At 73.5% G+C, this 14,024-nt stretch carries 11 protein-coding genes; 3 read left to right on the top strand and 8 right to left on the bottom strand.

Features of this window, described 5'->3' with window-relative positions:
- Positions 1-133 precede the first annotated feature (133 nt).
- Together ACFU9E_RS18535 and ACFU9E_RS18530 are read right to left on the bottom strand one after the other, a co-directional pair.
- Positions 134-784, bottom strand: coding sequence for a Type 1 glutamine amidotransferase-like domain-containing protein (locus ACFU9E_RS18535; protein ID WP_380689036.1), 651 nt, complete (start codon positions 782-784; stop codon positions 134-136).
- Between the two features lie 78 nt (positions 785-862).
- Positions 863-1,381: a DinB family protein gene (locus ACFU9E_RS18530; protein WP_380689038.1), complete on the bottom strand. Its 519-nt coding sequence runs from the start codon at positions 1,379-1,381 to the stop codon at positions 863-865.
- A gap of 400 nt (positions 1,382-1,781) precedes the next feature.
- On the opposite strand from ACFU9E_RS18530, the gene ACFU9E_RS18525 reads away from it, so the two are divergent.
- Positions 1,782-2,594, top strand: a complete 813-nt coding sequence (locus tag ACFU9E_RS18525; RefSeq protein ID WP_380689040.1) for a class I SAM-dependent methyltransferase — start codon at positions 1,782-1,784, stop codon at positions 2,592-2,594.
- A gap of 112 nt (positions 2,595-2,706) precedes the next feature.
- Here ACFU9E_RS18525 and ACFU9E_RS18520 read toward each other — a convergent pair whose 3' ends face one another.
- Positions 2,707-4,707, bottom strand: coding sequence for a flavin monoamine oxidase family protein (locus ACFU9E_RS18520; protein ID WP_380688485.1), 2,001 nt, complete (start codon positions 4,705-4,707; stop codon positions 2,707-2,709).
- Between the two features lie 145 nt (positions 4,708-4,852).
- Here ACFU9E_RS18520 and ACFU9E_RS18515 point away from each other — a divergent pair, with 145 nt between their 5' ends.
- Positions 4,853-6,301, top strand: a complete 1,449-nt coding sequence (locus ACFU9E_RS18515; RefSeq protein WP_380688483.1) for a GH1 family beta-glucosidase — start codon at positions 4,853-4,855, stop codon at positions 6,299-6,301.
- Between the two features lie 145 nt (positions 6,302-6,446).
- Complete coding sequence (locus ACFU9E_RS18510; protein ID WP_380715145.1) at positions 6,447-7,877, top strand: condensation domain-containing protein; 1,431 nt, start codon at positions 6,447-6,449, stop codon at positions 7,875-7,877.
- A 73-nt stretch (positions 7,878-7,950) separates the two neighbouring features.
- Here the strand turns inward: ACFU9E_RS18510 and ACFU9E_RS18505 are convergent, their stop codons facing one another.
- The 5 genes from ACFU9E_RS18505 to ACFU9E_RS18485 all read right to left on the bottom strand — a co-directional run bounded on the left by ACFU9E_RS18505 (position 7,951) and on the right by ACFU9E_RS18485 (position 13,963).
- On the bottom strand, positions 7,951-9,471 hold the full coding sequence (locus ACFU9E_RS18505; RefSeq protein ID WP_380684486.1) for a M1 family metallopeptidase: 1,521 nt from the start codon (positions 9,469-9,471) through the stop codon (positions 7,951-7,953).
- A 160-nt stretch (positions 9,472-9,631) separates the two neighbouring features.
- Positions 9,632-10,528 (bottom strand): sulfurtransferase, encoded by an 897-nt coding sequence (locus ACFU9E_RS18500; protein ID WP_355365420.1) that lies wholly within the window; start codon positions 10,526-10,528, stop codon positions 9,632-9,634.
- A gap of 94 nt (positions 10,529-10,622) precedes the next feature.
- Entirely contained in the window at positions 10,623-11,699 is a 1,077-nt protein-coding gene (locus tag ACFU9E_RS18495) for a class I SAM-dependent methyltransferase (RefSeq protein WP_380684487.1), read from the bottom strand.
- An 82-nt stretch (positions 11,700-11,781) separates the two neighbouring features.
- A complete protein-coding gene (locus ACFU9E_RS18490; RefSeq protein WP_380684488.1) occupies positions 11,782-13,482 on the bottom strand; it encodes a beta-N-acetylhexosaminidase in 1,701 nt (566 codons plus the stop codon).
- A 154-nt stretch (positions 13,483-13,636) separates the two neighbouring features.
- On the bottom strand, positions 13,637-13,963 hold the full coding sequence (locus ACFU9E_RS18485; RefSeq protein WP_355365426.1) for a hypothetical protein: 327 nt from the start codon (positions 13,961-13,963) through the stop codon (positions 13,637-13,639).
- Positions 13,964-14,024: the final 61 nt, after the last annotated feature.

The raw sequence follows: 14,024 nt of genomic DNA, 5'->3' as shown, positions 1-14,024 counted from the left end.
GCCGAGGCCGTGGCCGGAGTCGCCGTTGATCCCGCGCACCGCCGGTTCGGTGGCCATCAGCGCGGCGACCGCCCCGGAGGTGGCCCGCGTCGGCCGGCCGGTCCTTCCCGGTGCGGCCCGGTGCGGCCGCCGCTCAGTACACCCGGGCGTCCTGACCGTCGATCACCAGCACCTGCCCGTCGCGCAGCACGAGGTGCGGGGTGCCGTCGGCCCGGTAGCCCGCGGCGACCCTGCCCAGGGCCGCCGTCCCGGGGTGGTCGGGCGAGTCGACGTGCGGCACGACCGCGTGGTCGAGCACACCGAGGCCCTCCCAGGCCGCGGGCTCTCCGTAGGTGTCGGGGACCACGCGCGGGTCGTCGCAGTGGTCGAGGCCGCGCAGGCTCGGGGCGAGCACGCACGGGGCGGCGCTGTAGCCGGCGTACACGAGTGCGTCGCGGCGCAGCAGGTCGAGCAGCGCCGTGTCCGCAGCGGAGCGGGCGAGGGCGTAGCGCAGCATGAACACGTTGCCGCCCCGGAGCCAGACCGCCGGGAAGCGGGCGAGCGTCTTCCCGACCTCCTCGGGCGGGCGGTCGAAGAACTCCCGCAGGTCGAGTTCCACGGGGCGCAGTCCGATCCCGCCGAGAGCGTCGAACTCGCGCCGCACACCGGCCGCTCTGGCCTCCCGCGGCTCGGCGTCCATGGCGTTGGCGATCACCGCGACCGGGGCCGGGCCCGGTCCGCCGAGCAGCGCGAGCAGCCGGTCCGGGTGGTCCCCCAGGCGGAAGGAGGAGAGGTACAGGCGCATGTACGGAGGGTAGGGACGGCGAGCCGCGCCCGGCCACAGGTTTTCAGCGGCACGGCGACCACCGGCCGCCGCGTACGCCTACGGGCCGACCTCGCCGTCGATCGCCTCACGCAGGAAGTCGGCGTGGCCGTTGTGCCGCGCGTACTCGTGGATCAGGTGCAGCATCACCAGCCGCAGCGAGACCTCCGCTCCCCAGCGCGGCTGGTAGCCGGTGATGTCCAGCGAATCCGCCGCCAGTTCGATCCGCCGGGCGCGCTCCACCTCCGCCTCCCAGGCCGCGAACGCCTCGGCCCGGTCGGCCCCGGTCGTGTCGTAGGCGGCCTGGTAGTCGCCCTCCGGGGACCAGACCAGCGGGACGTCCTCCCCGTCGATCACCCGTCGGAACCACGTCCGCTCGACCTCCGCCATGTGGCGTACCAGGCCGAGCAGGGTCAGGGCCGACGGCGGGCTCGACCGCAGCCGCAGCTGTTCGTCCGTCAGGCCGGCGCACTTCTTCGCCAGCGTGGCCCGGTGGAAGTCCAGGAACGCCCGTAGCGTCTCCCGCTCACCACCGGTCAGCGGCGGGGCGACCCGCCCGTCCCCTGTGTCCACGCCCATGACGCCGCTCGCTTCCGCTGGTGTGCCGATGATCCGGCGGCCAGTCTCGCAGGTCGGGCGGCCGCACCGCTGATCTTTTCCGCCCGCCGGACCGGTACCGCGCGCCCCCTTGCCGGTCCACCCCTCCGCCCCGGTCGAACGGTAGGGTTCGGAGGCGACGGAGCCGGCGCGAGGACAAGTGCGACGACAGCAAGCAAGCTCATCATCTCGTATGACACACAGGACGATTGGCCTGCGTGTTGTCCCGCGAAACCACTCCCTTCGGGTAGTTCCGCCCTGCGCGTGTTTGGGTACGTACTGCGGCGCGCGCCGCCCGCGGGAGACCCGGAGCACCGGCCCTCCCGTCCGACGCCGCCGCCCACCGGCCGCCGCCACTACATACGAGGAGCCCGAGCGAGCCATGAGCCAGGACCGCATCCCCGGACCGGTACGCCAGACGTACGGCGCCGACGACCTGTCACGGACCGCCGGTTTTGCCGGCGGATACATCAACTTCGGTGACTGGAGCGGCATCCGAACCACCGTGCCCACTCCCGAGGACCGCGTCCGCAGCCAGGAGGACCTCTACCGACGGGTGCTGCGCGCCTTCCCGGAGCCGAGGGAGTCGCTGCGGCTGGCCGAGGTCGGCTGCGGGCGCGGGCTGGGCGCGGCGCTCGCGCTCTGCGAGTTCCGCTTCGCCGCGGTGACGGGCGTCGACATCCACCCGGACCAGATCGAACGCGCCCGCGCCGTCAACGCCAAGGCGCTGGCCACCTTCCCGGACCGGCTGGGCTACGCGCTGGGCTCGGCGGAGGACCAGCCCTTCGCGAACGCCTCACTGGACGGCGTGTACTCGGTCGAGGCCGCCCAGCACTTCCGCGAGCTGACCGGCTTCGCCCGCGAGGCGGCCCGGGTGCTGCGGCCGGGCGGGCGGCTGGTGGTCACCACCTTCTTCAGCGCCGAGGGGCCGGACGTCGCCGAGCGGTTGAGCATCCTGCTCGGCAGCTTCGCCAACGGCCTGGACGTCGCGCACCCGCTCGACACCTTCACCGCCGACCTCGCCGCCGCCGGATTCACCGACGTCGCCACCGAGTCCATCGGGGCGGACGTGTGGCCGGGGCTGGACCGCTACCTGGAGGGCACCGTCCCGCACGGCCACTGGACCCGCAACTTCCTCGGCGCCTGGCGCGACGGCCTGCTCGACTACCACCTCGTCACCGCGACCCGCCGCTGACCGCCGGCCCCAGCCGGCCCCAGCCGGCCCCAGCTGGCCCGTCCGGCGGCCGACCACCCGGGGCGGTCCCCGCACACCGCGGGGACCGCCCCGCCCCGACGAGCCGCCGGGGTCAGCCCTGGTGGACCAGCAGCGCCGTCCGGACGGCCGATTCGAGCGCGCCCTCGACCCAGGCCGGCTTGGTGGAGGTGTGGTCCCCCGCGAAGTGCAGCGGCCCCTCGGAGCCCGGGATGTCCGGGAACAGCTCCGTGTGCTGGCCGGGCAGCAGCACCGACGCCTCGCCGTAGGCGTAGTGGTCGCGCACCCACGACTGCGTCCTGCACTTGGTGGTGAAGAAGACCTCGCAGCGCCGGCCGAAGATCGCCTGCACCCCCGCGAGCGCCCGCAGGTAACGCTCCTCGTCGGCGTACGCGTCCCACTTGAGCGCGTCGTCGGACCAACTGTACGTGGCGAGCACCACGCCGCCCTCGCTGCCCTCCAGCGGGTGGGCGTGCTCGAAGTAGACGAACCGGTTGGCGTTGTCGCTCACCGAGCCGCCACCGCGCAGGTGCGCGGCCTCCGGGTCGCCCCCGACGGGGCGGAAGTCCGCGAAGCACGTCCTGAGCTCCTCCGGGACGCTCACCCCGAGCTGCCGCACCGAGACGTGCGCGCCCAGGTAGCGGCCGTCTTCGACCCGGCCCGACCGGTAGCGCTCGTAGAGCCCGGCCTCGATGCCGTCCAGCGACTCCTTCCACTGCTCCTCGGTGAACTCCCACCAGCGGCGGGAGAACTCCAGCAGCACCTTGGTCGCGGCGTCGTAGTGCAGCTCGGTGATCGCCCGCCGCTTGCCGTAGCCGAGCGGCGGGTCGAAGGCCACGTGTCGCAGCCCGGCGAACGGGACGGTGATGATCGCCTCGTCCCCCTCGAAGACCTCGGTGACCCCGCCCCTGCCGCTCTGGCTGTCCTCGGAGACGGTGTGCACCCGGACCTTGCCGCCGTTCCGGTCGATGCGCACCGCCCGCCGGTCGAACCGCACCTTGCCCTTCACGGCGGCGTAGAGCGCGTCGACGAGCCGGGCGGTGCCGCCCTTGATCTCCCAGAACTTCGTCCTCGGGTCGATCAGCGCGGCGGACAGGAAGCTGTGCACGAAGGACAGGTGCAGCCGCGAGGTCACGTTCTGGATGGTGCCGACGAGGTCGACGGTCCTGATGTCCAGGCCCGCCTCCTCGGTGAGGTACCGGTACATCGACCAGTGGCCGTAGCGCCGCAGCACGGTGGCCCAGCCCTCGACGAGCGCCGCGCCCTCCTTGCCGCGGACGAGCGCGAGCGCGGGTTCGAGCGCCACGGCGTAGATGGCGGCGGCGGTCCGGGCGAGGTCGGGGCCGGTGACCCCGAAGCTCGCGTTGACCTCCCTGGGGTCCGCCTCGTAGTCGGCGCGGCGCACGTGCAGGCCGTTGACGTGGATCCAGGCCCGGTTGGCCCGCACCGACGGCTTCTCCACCTCCACGTCCACCAGCAGGAACTCCTGGCGCGGAAGGTCGTACTTGTCGAGCAGCGCCATCACCAGCGGGTGGCTCTCGGGCAGCCGCATCGCCCCGCCCTCGGCGTACTGCCCGGGGTCGGCGAACGGCTGCTCGCCGTCCTCGTGGCCGCCCTTGCGGAAGGTCTTGATCCGCCCGCCGACCCGGTTGCCGTTGGCCTCGATCACCACGACGTCGTGGCCGGCCCGGTTGAGCAGGTCGGCGGCGAGCAGCCCGGCCGGCCCGGCGCCGACGACCAGCACGCGCTTGGTCGCCCGCGCCCGGGCCGGCGGCAGGCCGTCCCGGACGATCTTCAGGTAGCCCGGGACGAGCGGCCGGTCGTGCTCGTCGTAGACCGCGATCGCGCGGGCCACCGTCGTGTAGGCCTGCTCATCGGTACCCGCCGGCACGACGGACGGCACGACGGCCGGCGCCGCGCCCGGGGCGAGCGCGGTCGCGGGCGCGGCGGAGGCGGCGGTGAGCCCGGCGGCGAGCACCGAGGCGCCGGTGATCGTGACGACGGAGCGCCGCGAGGGCCGGGCAGCCGACACCCCGTCACCGGCGGTGGTGGTCGGGGTCTTCCTGGGGGAAACGTTCACATCTGGAGTGGTCATGGCGCACCACTCTTGGCGCACACTCGACGCGACGGAACCGACATCACCCGGACGAGAAGATCAACCACCCAATCGAATTCGGACTCCCCCGCTGCCTTGACGCCCGGCCGGGCGTTCCGCCCCCTCCCCTCCGGAGCACACCACCATGCCCCTGCCGGACCCCGCCCCCGCCCCCGACACCGCGGCGCTCCGCTTCCCGCCCGGCTTCCACTGGGGCGCCGCCACCTCCGCCTACCAGATCGAGGGCGCGACCGCCGAGGACGGCCGCACCCCGTCGATCTGGGACACCTTCTGCCGCACGCCCGGCAAGGTCCACGGCGGCGACACCGGCGACGTGGCCGCCGACCACTACCACCGGCTCCGCGAGGACGTCCGGCTGATGGCCGAACTCGGCCTCACCGCCTACCGGTTCTCGATCGCCTGGCCGCGCGTCCAACCCACCGGCCGCGGCTCCGCCAACCCGCGCGGCCTGGACTTCTACCGCCGCCTCGCCGACGAACTGCTCGCCGCCGGGATCACCCCCGTCGCCACCCTCTACCACTGGGACCTCCCGCAGGAACTGGAGGAGGCCGGCGGCTGGCCGCAGCGCCGCACCGCCGAGCACTTCGCCGCCTACGCGGCCCTGGCGGGCGAGGCACTCGGCGACCGGATCACCCGGTGGACCACCCTCAACGAGCCCTGGTGCAGCGCCTTCCTCGGCTACGGCTCGGGCGTGCACGCCCCCGGCCGCACGGACCCGGTGGCCGCCCTGCGCGCCGCCCACCACCTCAACCTCGCCCACGGCCTGGCCGTGACGGCCCTGCGCTCGGTGCTGCCCGCCGGGGCCGAGGTGTCGGTGGCGCTCAATGCGCACGCGCTGCGCCCGCTCACCCCGTCCGCCGCCGACCGGGACGCGGTGCGCCGGATCGACGCGGTCGGCAACCGGGTCTTCCTCGGCCCGATGCTGGACGGCGGCTACCCCGCGGACCTGCTCGCGGACACCGCGCACCTCACCGACTGGTCCTTCGTCCGCTCCGGGGACCAGGCCGCGATCCACCAGCGCCTGGACTGGCTGGGCGTGAACTACTACACGCCGACCGTGGTCTCCGCCACGCCCGAGGGCGCCGAACCCGCCCGCGCGGACGGCCACGGCGCGGGCGGCGCCTCCCCCTGGCCGGGCGCCGACCGGGTCGGCTTCCACCAGGCGCCGGGCGAGCGCACCGCGATGGACTGGGCGGTCGACCCGTCCGGTTTGTACGAGCTGCTCACCGCGCTCGCCCGCAGCCACCCCGAACTGCCGCTCATGGTCACCGAGAACGGCGCGGCCTACCCCGACGGGCCCGGCCCGCGGGGCAGCGTCGACGACCCGCGGCGCACCGCCTACCTGCACGCGCACCTCGCGGCCGTGCACCGGTCCGTCGTCGACGGCGCCGACGTGCGCGGCTACTTCGCCTGGTCGCTGCTGGACAACTTCGAGTGGGCGTACGGCTACAGCAGGCGTTTCGGCCTGGTCCACGTCGACTACCGCACCCTCACCCGCAGCCCCAGGTCCAGCGCCCACTGGTACGCCCGGGTCGCCCGGACCGGCGTCCTCCACCCGCCCGGCGTCGGCTGAGCCCGCCGACCGGCCGGGGGCCCGGCGGCCGCCCCGGGGTCTCGACGGCTGTCCGGGCGGTGCAGCAGACTCTGCACGACGGCTCCCACCGCACCCACCCGCACCAACCGCCGCGTCCGAACCAGCACATCGGAGAACCACCACGGTGACTACGAGTCGACAACTGGAGATCCCCTTCGCCGACGGCCGCTCCGGCAGCGGACCCGCCACCTGGGGCCAGCGGGCCATTTGGGACATCGTCAACCGCCTCACCCCCGCCGACCGCCCCCGCTTCAACATCACCACCGCCGCCCCGCTCGACCCGGGCCCGCCGCTGCCGGCCGTCCTGGACGCCCTAGGGCACCTGCTCCACCTGCACGACTCCCTGCACACCCGGCTGCGGCCCGGGCCGGACGGCACCGGCCTGCGCCAGATCGTCGATCCGGCCGGCCTGCTGACGGTGCACGTCCGCGACTGCGCGGCGGATGCCGAAGCGGACGAACTCTGCGCCACCGGTGCCGAGTTGCACGCGCAGCTGGCCGGCCGGCCGTTCGACTGCACGACCGGGTGGCCGATCCGGGTCGGCCTGGTGGTCGCCGGCGGCCAGGTACGGTACATCTCGCTGGTGCTGTCCCACACCGCGGTGGACGGCACCGGCATGGGCCTGCTGGTCCGCGACCTCAGCGAACTCGTCGCGGGCACCGGACCGGACGCCATCCGGGCTGCCCGATCTCCCCAACAGCCCCTGGAGGAAGCCGAGTTCCAGACATCCGAGCGCGGTCTGAAGCGTGACGCCAACGCCCGCGCGCACACCCTGCGCAAGCTGCGCACCGCCCCGCCCCGGCTCTTCCCGCCGACCACCGCCGGGACCGGAACCGACGCCGAGCCCGGAGCCGCCGAACGGTTCCCGAACGCCGTGCTCAGCTCGCCCGCGCTGCTGCGCGCGGTCGACACCGTCGCCGCGGCGCACCGCACCGGCTCCTCCGCCGTCCTGGTCGCGGCGGCGGCGGCGATGACGGCCCGGCTGGCCGGCCGCTCGGACGCGGTGCTCCAGGTCGTGGTCAACAACCGCTTCCTGTCCGGACTGACCGACGCCGTCAGCGTGGTCGCCGGCGACGCCCTGCTCCATCTCACCGATGCCGACGTCGACGCGGGCGCGGGCGCGGGCGCCGACAGCGGCTTCGGCGCCGCGGTGCGCCGCACCCACGCCGCCTCGATCGCCGCCTACCGGCACGCCTACCACGACCGGCGCCTGCTCGACGCGGAGATCGAGCGCCTGACCGCCGAGCAGGTGCCGCTCGCCGACCGCTCCTGCGTCTTCAACGACACCCGCGACCTGCTCCCGAGCGGCCTGGCCGCGCAGGCCGCTCCGGCCGCGCCGACCGGGGACGAGGGCGGGCGCACCACGCTCTCCTGGCCCGTCGACTTCGACCCGCGCCCCGGGCTCACCTACGCCCTGGACGCCCTGCGCACCCCCACCGCCCTGCAGCTCGCCATGACCGCCGACCCGGCGGTGCTCCCCCGCTCCGCGATGGAGCGATTCCTCTACGGAATCGAGGAGTTGGTGCTCGCCGAAGAGCGTTCCCTGCAGGCCTGAAACGGGTTCCGGGGCCCGTCCGTCCGCTCACGTCCGGACGGCCGGGCCCCGGCCACTCACTTCCGGCCGATCGTCAACGCTTGTGCTCGTGCACGCTGTTGGTCTCCTGGATCTTCTTCCAGGACTTCGGCTCCGGGTGCTTGCCGGTCGTGACGCCCGGCGCCAGGCTCGCCGCGGCCGGGGCGGCCCCGATGCCGTTGGTGCCCGCCGCCGGCCTGCCCGGGGTGAACAGCCAGGTGTTGAAGAGCTCGCCGAGCGGCTTGCCGGAGATCCGCTCGGCGTACGCCTGGAACTGCTGGATGGTGGCGTTGCCGTACTTGTGCTCGGTCGGCCAGCCCTTGAGGATCGTGAAGAACTTGTCGTCGCCGATGGTGTTGCGCAGCGCCTGGAGGGTGATCGCGCCCCGGTCGTAGACGGCACCGGCGAACTGGTTGTCCGCGCCCGGGTCGCCCGGCTTGATCGACCAGAACGGGTCGTTGGCCGGGTAGTAGTCGTAGAAGAAGTCGGCCAGCTCCTGCGCGGTGCCCTCGTTCTCGTGGTCCGACCAGAGCCACTGGGAGTACCGGGCGAAGCCCTCGTTGAGCCAGATGTCGCTCCAGCGCTGCACGGAGACGCTGTCGCCGTACCACTGGTGGGCCAGCTCGTGGACGACCACGGAGGTGTTGGCGCCGCGGGCGAACTGCGCGGGGCTGTAGAAGATCTGCCCCTGGGTCTCCAGCGCGTACCCGGTGGGGACGTTGGGCACGTAGCCGCCGACCGTGTCGAACGGGTAGGCCCCGAAGATCGTGCTCAGCCAGTCGGTCAGCTCGCCGGTGCGCTCGACGCTGGCCTGCGCCGCGCCGGCGTTGGCACCGAGGTCGGGGCTGTAGGCGGTGATGACGGGCAGCCCGCCCGGGGTGGTGTCCTGGCGGATGTCGAACTTGCCGATCGCCAGGGTGGCCAGGTAGGTGGCCTGCGGCTTGGCCTGCCGGTAGTTGTAGCGGATCCAGCCGGGCCGCTGGCTGGTGCTCAGGGTGCCGTTGCTGACCACCTGGGTGCCGTTCGGCACCAGCACCGAGACGTCGAAGGTCGCCTTGTCGGTGGGGTGGTCGTTGCTCGGGTACCACCAGGCGGCGCTCTCGGGCTCCTGGGCGGCCACGCCGCCGTCGGGGGTGCGGCGCCAGGAGGAGTAGCCGCCGCGCTTGACCTCGCCGGGCTTGTCGGCGTAGCGGACGACGACGGTGATCGGGCTGCCCTTGGCGATCGTCCGGGCGGGGGTGACCACCAGTTCCTGCTCTCCGGAGGTGGTGAACGCGGCGGTGCGCCCGTTGACCAGCACCTCCTTGACCTGGAGCACGAAGTCCAGGTTGAAGCGGGTGAGGTCCTGGGTGGCGGTGGCCAGGATGGTGGTGGTGCCCTCCAGCTCGTCGGTGGCGGGCTGGTACTTCAGCCGGATGTCGTAGTGCGAGACGTCGTAGCCGCCGTTGCCGGCAGACGGGTAGTAGGGGTCACCGATGCCCGCGGCTCCCGGTCCGGCCTGGGCGGCGGAGGCGGGAACGGACAGGAGCAGGGCGAGCGCGCCGGCGGCGGCAGAGACGATCAGCCTCTTGCGCACAGTGGTCCTCCACGGGGTATGTGGGACAGCGGGTCGGATCGATCCTTGTCCCAACAGCCCTCGCGGTACGCCTGGATTATGAGATGTTCATAAGAAGACACAGGCCGACATCACGCCGCCTCCCACCCGTGACGACATGTCATGAACTGCTGACGATCACTCATTCACCGTATGGTCGGGCCCCCTGCGAACCCAGCGCGACCGGCGCGCGCACCAGCGAGCCGTACTCGGTCCACGAGCCGTCGTAGTTCTTCACGTGCGGGTACCCGAGCAGCTCGGTCAGCGCGAACCAGGTGTGCGCCGAGCGCTCGCCGATCCGGCAGTAGGCGATCACCTCGCGCTCCGGCTCGACGCCCTCCCCGCCGTACAGCGCCCGCAGCTCCTCCGCCGACCGGAAGGTGCCGTCCTCGTTCGCCGCCCGCGACCAGGGGATGTTCACCGCGCCGGGGATGTGCCCGGGCACCTGCGCCTGCTCCTGCGGCAGGTGCGGCGGGGCCAGCGCCTCGCCCCGGTACTCGGCGGGCGAGCGGACGTCCACCAGCACCGCGTCCGAGCCCGGCTTGGCGAAGACCTCGGCCTTCGCCAGCACCTCGTCCCGCAGCGCCCGCACCTCGGGGTGCTCCGGCCCGGCCAGCCGGTAGGTGCTGTGCTGGTAGTCCATGACCTCCTCGGTCAGCTCGCGCCCCTCCAGCTCCCACTTCTTGCGCCCGCCGTCCAGCAGCCGCACCGGGCCGAAGCCGCGCAGCCGCAGCAGCCAGTAGCCGTAGGCGGCGAACCAGTTGTCGTTGCCGCCGTACAGCACGACGGTGGTGTCGTCCTCGACCCCGGCGGCGCGCAGCAGGTGCTCGACGCCCGCGCGGTCGACGTAGTCGCGGCCGACCGGGCTGTGCAGGTCGGTGGTCCAGCTCCAGCCGATCGCGCCGGGCAGGTGCCCGCGCTCGTAGGCCCCGGTGTCCTCGTCCACCTCGACGACCCGGAGCGTGCCGTCGTCCAGGTGGTGGGCCAGCCACTCCGTGCCGACCAGCGCCTCGGGGTGTGCGTAGCCGTCGCCGGTCATCGCCGCCCTCCCTTCACGCGGGGACTCTTCGAACCTACGTCCGCACCCCCCGCGAGGGCCACCCGGACCCCGGCGACGACCCGGGAGACAGGGCCTACGCCGCGGTGGGCAGCCGGGCGACGTAGTACTGGTTGAGCGGATCGCCCTCGATCCGCTCGACCTCCACCGAGCCGAAGCCCGCCTCGGCCAGCATCCGGCGGGCGGTCTGCTCACCCCAGACGGTGCCGAGCCCGGCACCGCCCTCGCCGAGCGAGACCGACATGCAGTAGAAGGTCGAGAAGGTGTAGAGCGCCGGGGCGAGCGGGTGCCCGATGTTCTCCTCCAGCCGGCTGCTGGCCGCGATGTCGCCCATCAGGAAGACGCCGCCGGGCCGCAGCACGGCCGCGACGGCCCGCAGCGCGCGGTCAGGCCGGGCCAGGTCGTGGATCACGTCGAAGGCGGTGGCCAGGTCGTAGGAGCCGGTCAGCTCGGCCGAGTCGGCGAGCTCGAAGCGGGCGTTGTCCAGGCCCCGCGCGGCGGCCTCCGCCTTGGCCGCGCCGATGCCCTGCTCGGAGATGTCCACGCCGGTGAACCGGCTGGCCGGGAAGGCCTCGGCCAGCACGTTGACGGCGTGGCCCTGCCCGGTACCGATGTCGACCGCGTCCACGCCCTCCCGCAGCCGCTCGGTGAGCCCCGGCACCAGCGGCACGATGACGTCGACCAGCGCCAGGTCGTAGATCGCCGCGGTCTCCTCGCCCTGCAGCGCCTGGAACCGCGGGTAGGCGGAGTACGGCAGCCCGCCACCCGTGCGGAACGCTTCGACGATCCGTTCCTCGACGTCTCCCATCAGGGCCAGGAACTGCATCATCCCGGCCAGGTTGTCCGGCCCGGCGGCCCGGGTCAGTGACGCCGCGTGCTCCGGCGGCAGCCAGTAGCTGCGCCGCGCCGGGTCGTACTCGACGAACCCTCCGACCACCATGGCGCCCAGCCACTCGCGGACGTAGCGTTCGTCCAGCCCGGCGGCGCGGGCGACCTCCTCACCGGTCGAGGGCGCCAGGCCCGCCATGGTGTCGAAGAGGCCGGTCCGGTGGCCGACACTGGCCATGAACCCCAGGCAGGCGTCATTGAGCACCTGCACCACACGACCCGCGAACTCTTCCTGCCTCGCCTGGTCCGGTTCCCGTTCGGACATCGTTCCTCCTGCGCCGTCTCGGGACCTGCGCGAACCCTCCCCTCGTCACGCTACGCCGCCGCCGGGCGATCCCCCACCCCGGCTACCGGGCGGCGGGCCAGGGCACCTCGCTCCGCTTCTCGTAGCGGTACCCGGCGGCCTCCCAGCGGGCGCCCTCCTCGGCGAGGCGGGTGCTGAACCGCTCCCAGGAGTGGCTCTCCTTCGACGACCAGCCCAGTTCGGCGAGCGCGGGCAGCCGGGGCAGCAGCATGAGGTCGAGCTTCTCCGGGGTGTCCAGGGTCTCCGTCCACAGCGGCGCCTCGACCCCGAGCACGGAGCCGGCGGGCAGCGGCACCAGGGTGTCCGGGTCCCAGGAGTAGGCGGACCGGACGTCGATGGTGCCGGCCCAGACCAGGCCCAGCGGGTAGCCGGCCTCGTACTTCATGTCCAGGTAGGTGCGGCCGGAGGGCGACATGATCACCTTGGCGCCGCGCTCGGCGGCCTCCTTCAGCTCGGCGTCGCGCCCGCCCCGGCCGTCCCAGAACTGCAGCACTCCGACCCCGCCCGGCGCGGTCTGGTTCCAGCCGACCGGGGTCTTCCCGGCGGCGAGCACCTGGGCGCCGACCCGCCGCACGAACTCCGCGTACTCGGCCGGGGAGATCTTCTTCACCTCGTCGCCGCCGAGGTGCAGGTAGGGCCCCGGGGTGAGGCGGGCCACCTCGGTGATCACCTCCTGGGTGAAGGCGAAGACCTCGTCACCGGTCGGGCAGAGCGTGGAGAAGCCGACCTCGATCCCGGTGTACGGCCAGGGGCGGGCGCTCCGGGTGCAGTCCAGCTCGGGGTAGGAGGCGAGGATCGCGTTGCTGTGGCCGGGCAGGTCGATCTCGGGGACGACGGTGAGGTAGCGCTCCTGCGCGTAGCGGACGATCTCCTGGTAGTCGGCGGCGGTGTAGAAGCCGCCGGGGGTGCCGTCGACCTCGCTGACCGCGCCGACCGAGGTCAGCGCGGGCCGGGACGGGATCTCGATGCGCCAGCCCTGGTCGTCGCTCAGGTGCAGGTGCAGCCGGTTGATCTTGTAGAGGGCGAGACGGTCGATGAACCCCTTGACCTCGGCCGGGGTGAAGAAGTGGCGGGCGACGTCGAGCATCGCGCCCCGGTAGCCGTAGCGCGGGCGGTCCTCGACGGTGACCGGCGCGACCGTCCACTCCGGGCCGCCGGTGACCGGGCGCGGGCTCTCGATCCGCGGGGGCAGCAGCTGCCGGAGGGTCTGGGTGCCCCGGAAGAGCCCCTCGGCGGTGCGGGCGGCGATCCGTACGCCGGTGGCGTCGGCGGTCAGCCGGTAGCCCTCGGTGCCGGTGGCCTCGGGGAGCGCGGGGTCGAGCAGCAGCCGGATGCCGTCGGCCTCGTTCGCCGCGGTCCGATCCGCCGCGGCCGGACCGGCGTCGGCCACCACCGGGAGCGGCAGCCCGGTCGGGCGGCGCAGCGCCTCGGCGAGCTGTTCGGCGATCCGCCGCACCTCCCCGGCCTGCCGTTCGACGGCCTCCGCCCCGGGGACGGTCCGCACGACGGTGCGCTCGGTGAGCCGGTAGCCGGGGCCGGAGCCGGCGGCGACGGAGAGCGGGACCGGGATGATCCGGTCGGCGGTGCGCGGGCCGGCGGGTACCGCGGCGGCCCCGCCCGGGGCGGGGTCGTCGCCACCGGTCGCCCGCTGCACCCCGAAGCCGACCGCGGCGAGCAGCAGGACGGCGACGAGGAGCAGCGCTCTGCGGGCCCGGGCGGAGAGCCCGGCTGTTCGAATCGGCACGGCCGCTCCCGGTGTCTTCAGGCAGTCCACCGACCGCTGTTCACGGCGGGTTCACCGGAATGGTCTCAACCAATAGCCGTCTTGTCCCGTGCTTCGTACGAATTAGCTTCGTTGTCGCGCGACAGCGGCGCGGGCGCGCCGCCGGCGCGGCGGATCAGGCGAAGACCACCGAGCGGACCAGCAGCCGGTCACCGGCCCGACCGCCCGGCCGGAGCACGAAGTAGGTGTCGCCCGCGCAGCCGAAGTCGCGGAAGACGGTGGCGGTCGAGCCGGTCCGGTTCGAGGGTGCGAACGCCGGCTCCTCGTCGGTGGCCTCCGGCAGGTCGACGCACGCGTGGCTCTTCGGCTCGATCAGCGCGCCGGTGAAGTCGGGGCCGTACTTGTAGCGGAATTCCCCGGCGGCGGCGTTGGCGGAGAGCGGGACGGCGAGGACGAGCGCGATCGCACTGATGGCGGCGAGCACGGCGTTGCGCAGACGCATGGCGGGTGGCCTTTCAGGCGGTACTCAGTGGTACCTGGTGAATTGGTGCGACATCACCCTA

The organism is Kitasatospora sp. NPDC057595, assembly GCF_042800875.1.
Taxonomy (GTDB): domain Bacteria; phylum Actinomycetota; class Actinomycetes; order Streptomycetales; family Streptomycetaceae; genus Kitasatospora.
Note: the sequence above shows the minus strand (reverse complement) of the source record. Positions and strands in the feature narration are given on the sequence as shown.

What these genes read in the sequence shown, in the direction of transcription:
- ACFU9E_RS18485 (WP_355365426.1), bottom strand. Translation starts at nt 13,963, where the DNA reads ATGCGTCTGCGCAACGCCGTGCTCGCCGCCATCAGTGCGATCGCGCTC.
- ACFU9E_RS18535 (WP_380689036.1), bottom strand. Translation starts at nt 784, where the DNA reads ATGCGCCTGTACCTCTCCTCCTTCCGCCTGGGGGACCACCCGGACCGG.
- ACFU9E_RS18530 (WP_380689038.1), bottom strand. Translation starts at nt 1,381, where the DNA reads ATGGGCGTGGACACAGGGGACGGGCGGGTCGCCCCGCCGCTGACCGGT.
- ACFU9E_RS18495 (WP_380684487.1), bottom strand. Translation starts at nt 11,699, where the DNA reads ATGTCCGAACGGGAACCGGACCAGGCGAGGCAGGAAGAGTTCGCGGGT.
- ACFU9E_RS18515 (WP_380688483.1), top strand. Translation starts at nt 4,853, where the DNA reads ATGCCCCTGCCGGACCCCGCCCCCGCCCCCGACACCGCGGCGCTCCGC.
- ACFU9E_RS18520 (WP_380688485.1), bottom strand. Translation starts at nt 4,707, where the DNA reads ATGACCACTCCAGATGTGAACGTTTCCCCCAGGAAGACCCCGACCACC.
- ACFU9E_RS18525 (WP_380689040.1), top strand. Translation starts at nt 1,782, where the DNA reads ATGAGCCAGGACCGCATCCCCGGACCGGTACGCCAGACGTACGGCGCC.
- ACFU9E_RS18500 (WP_355365420.1), bottom strand. Translation starts at nt 10,528, where the DNA reads ATGACCGGCGACGGCTACGCACACCCCGAGGCGCTGGTCGGCACGGAG.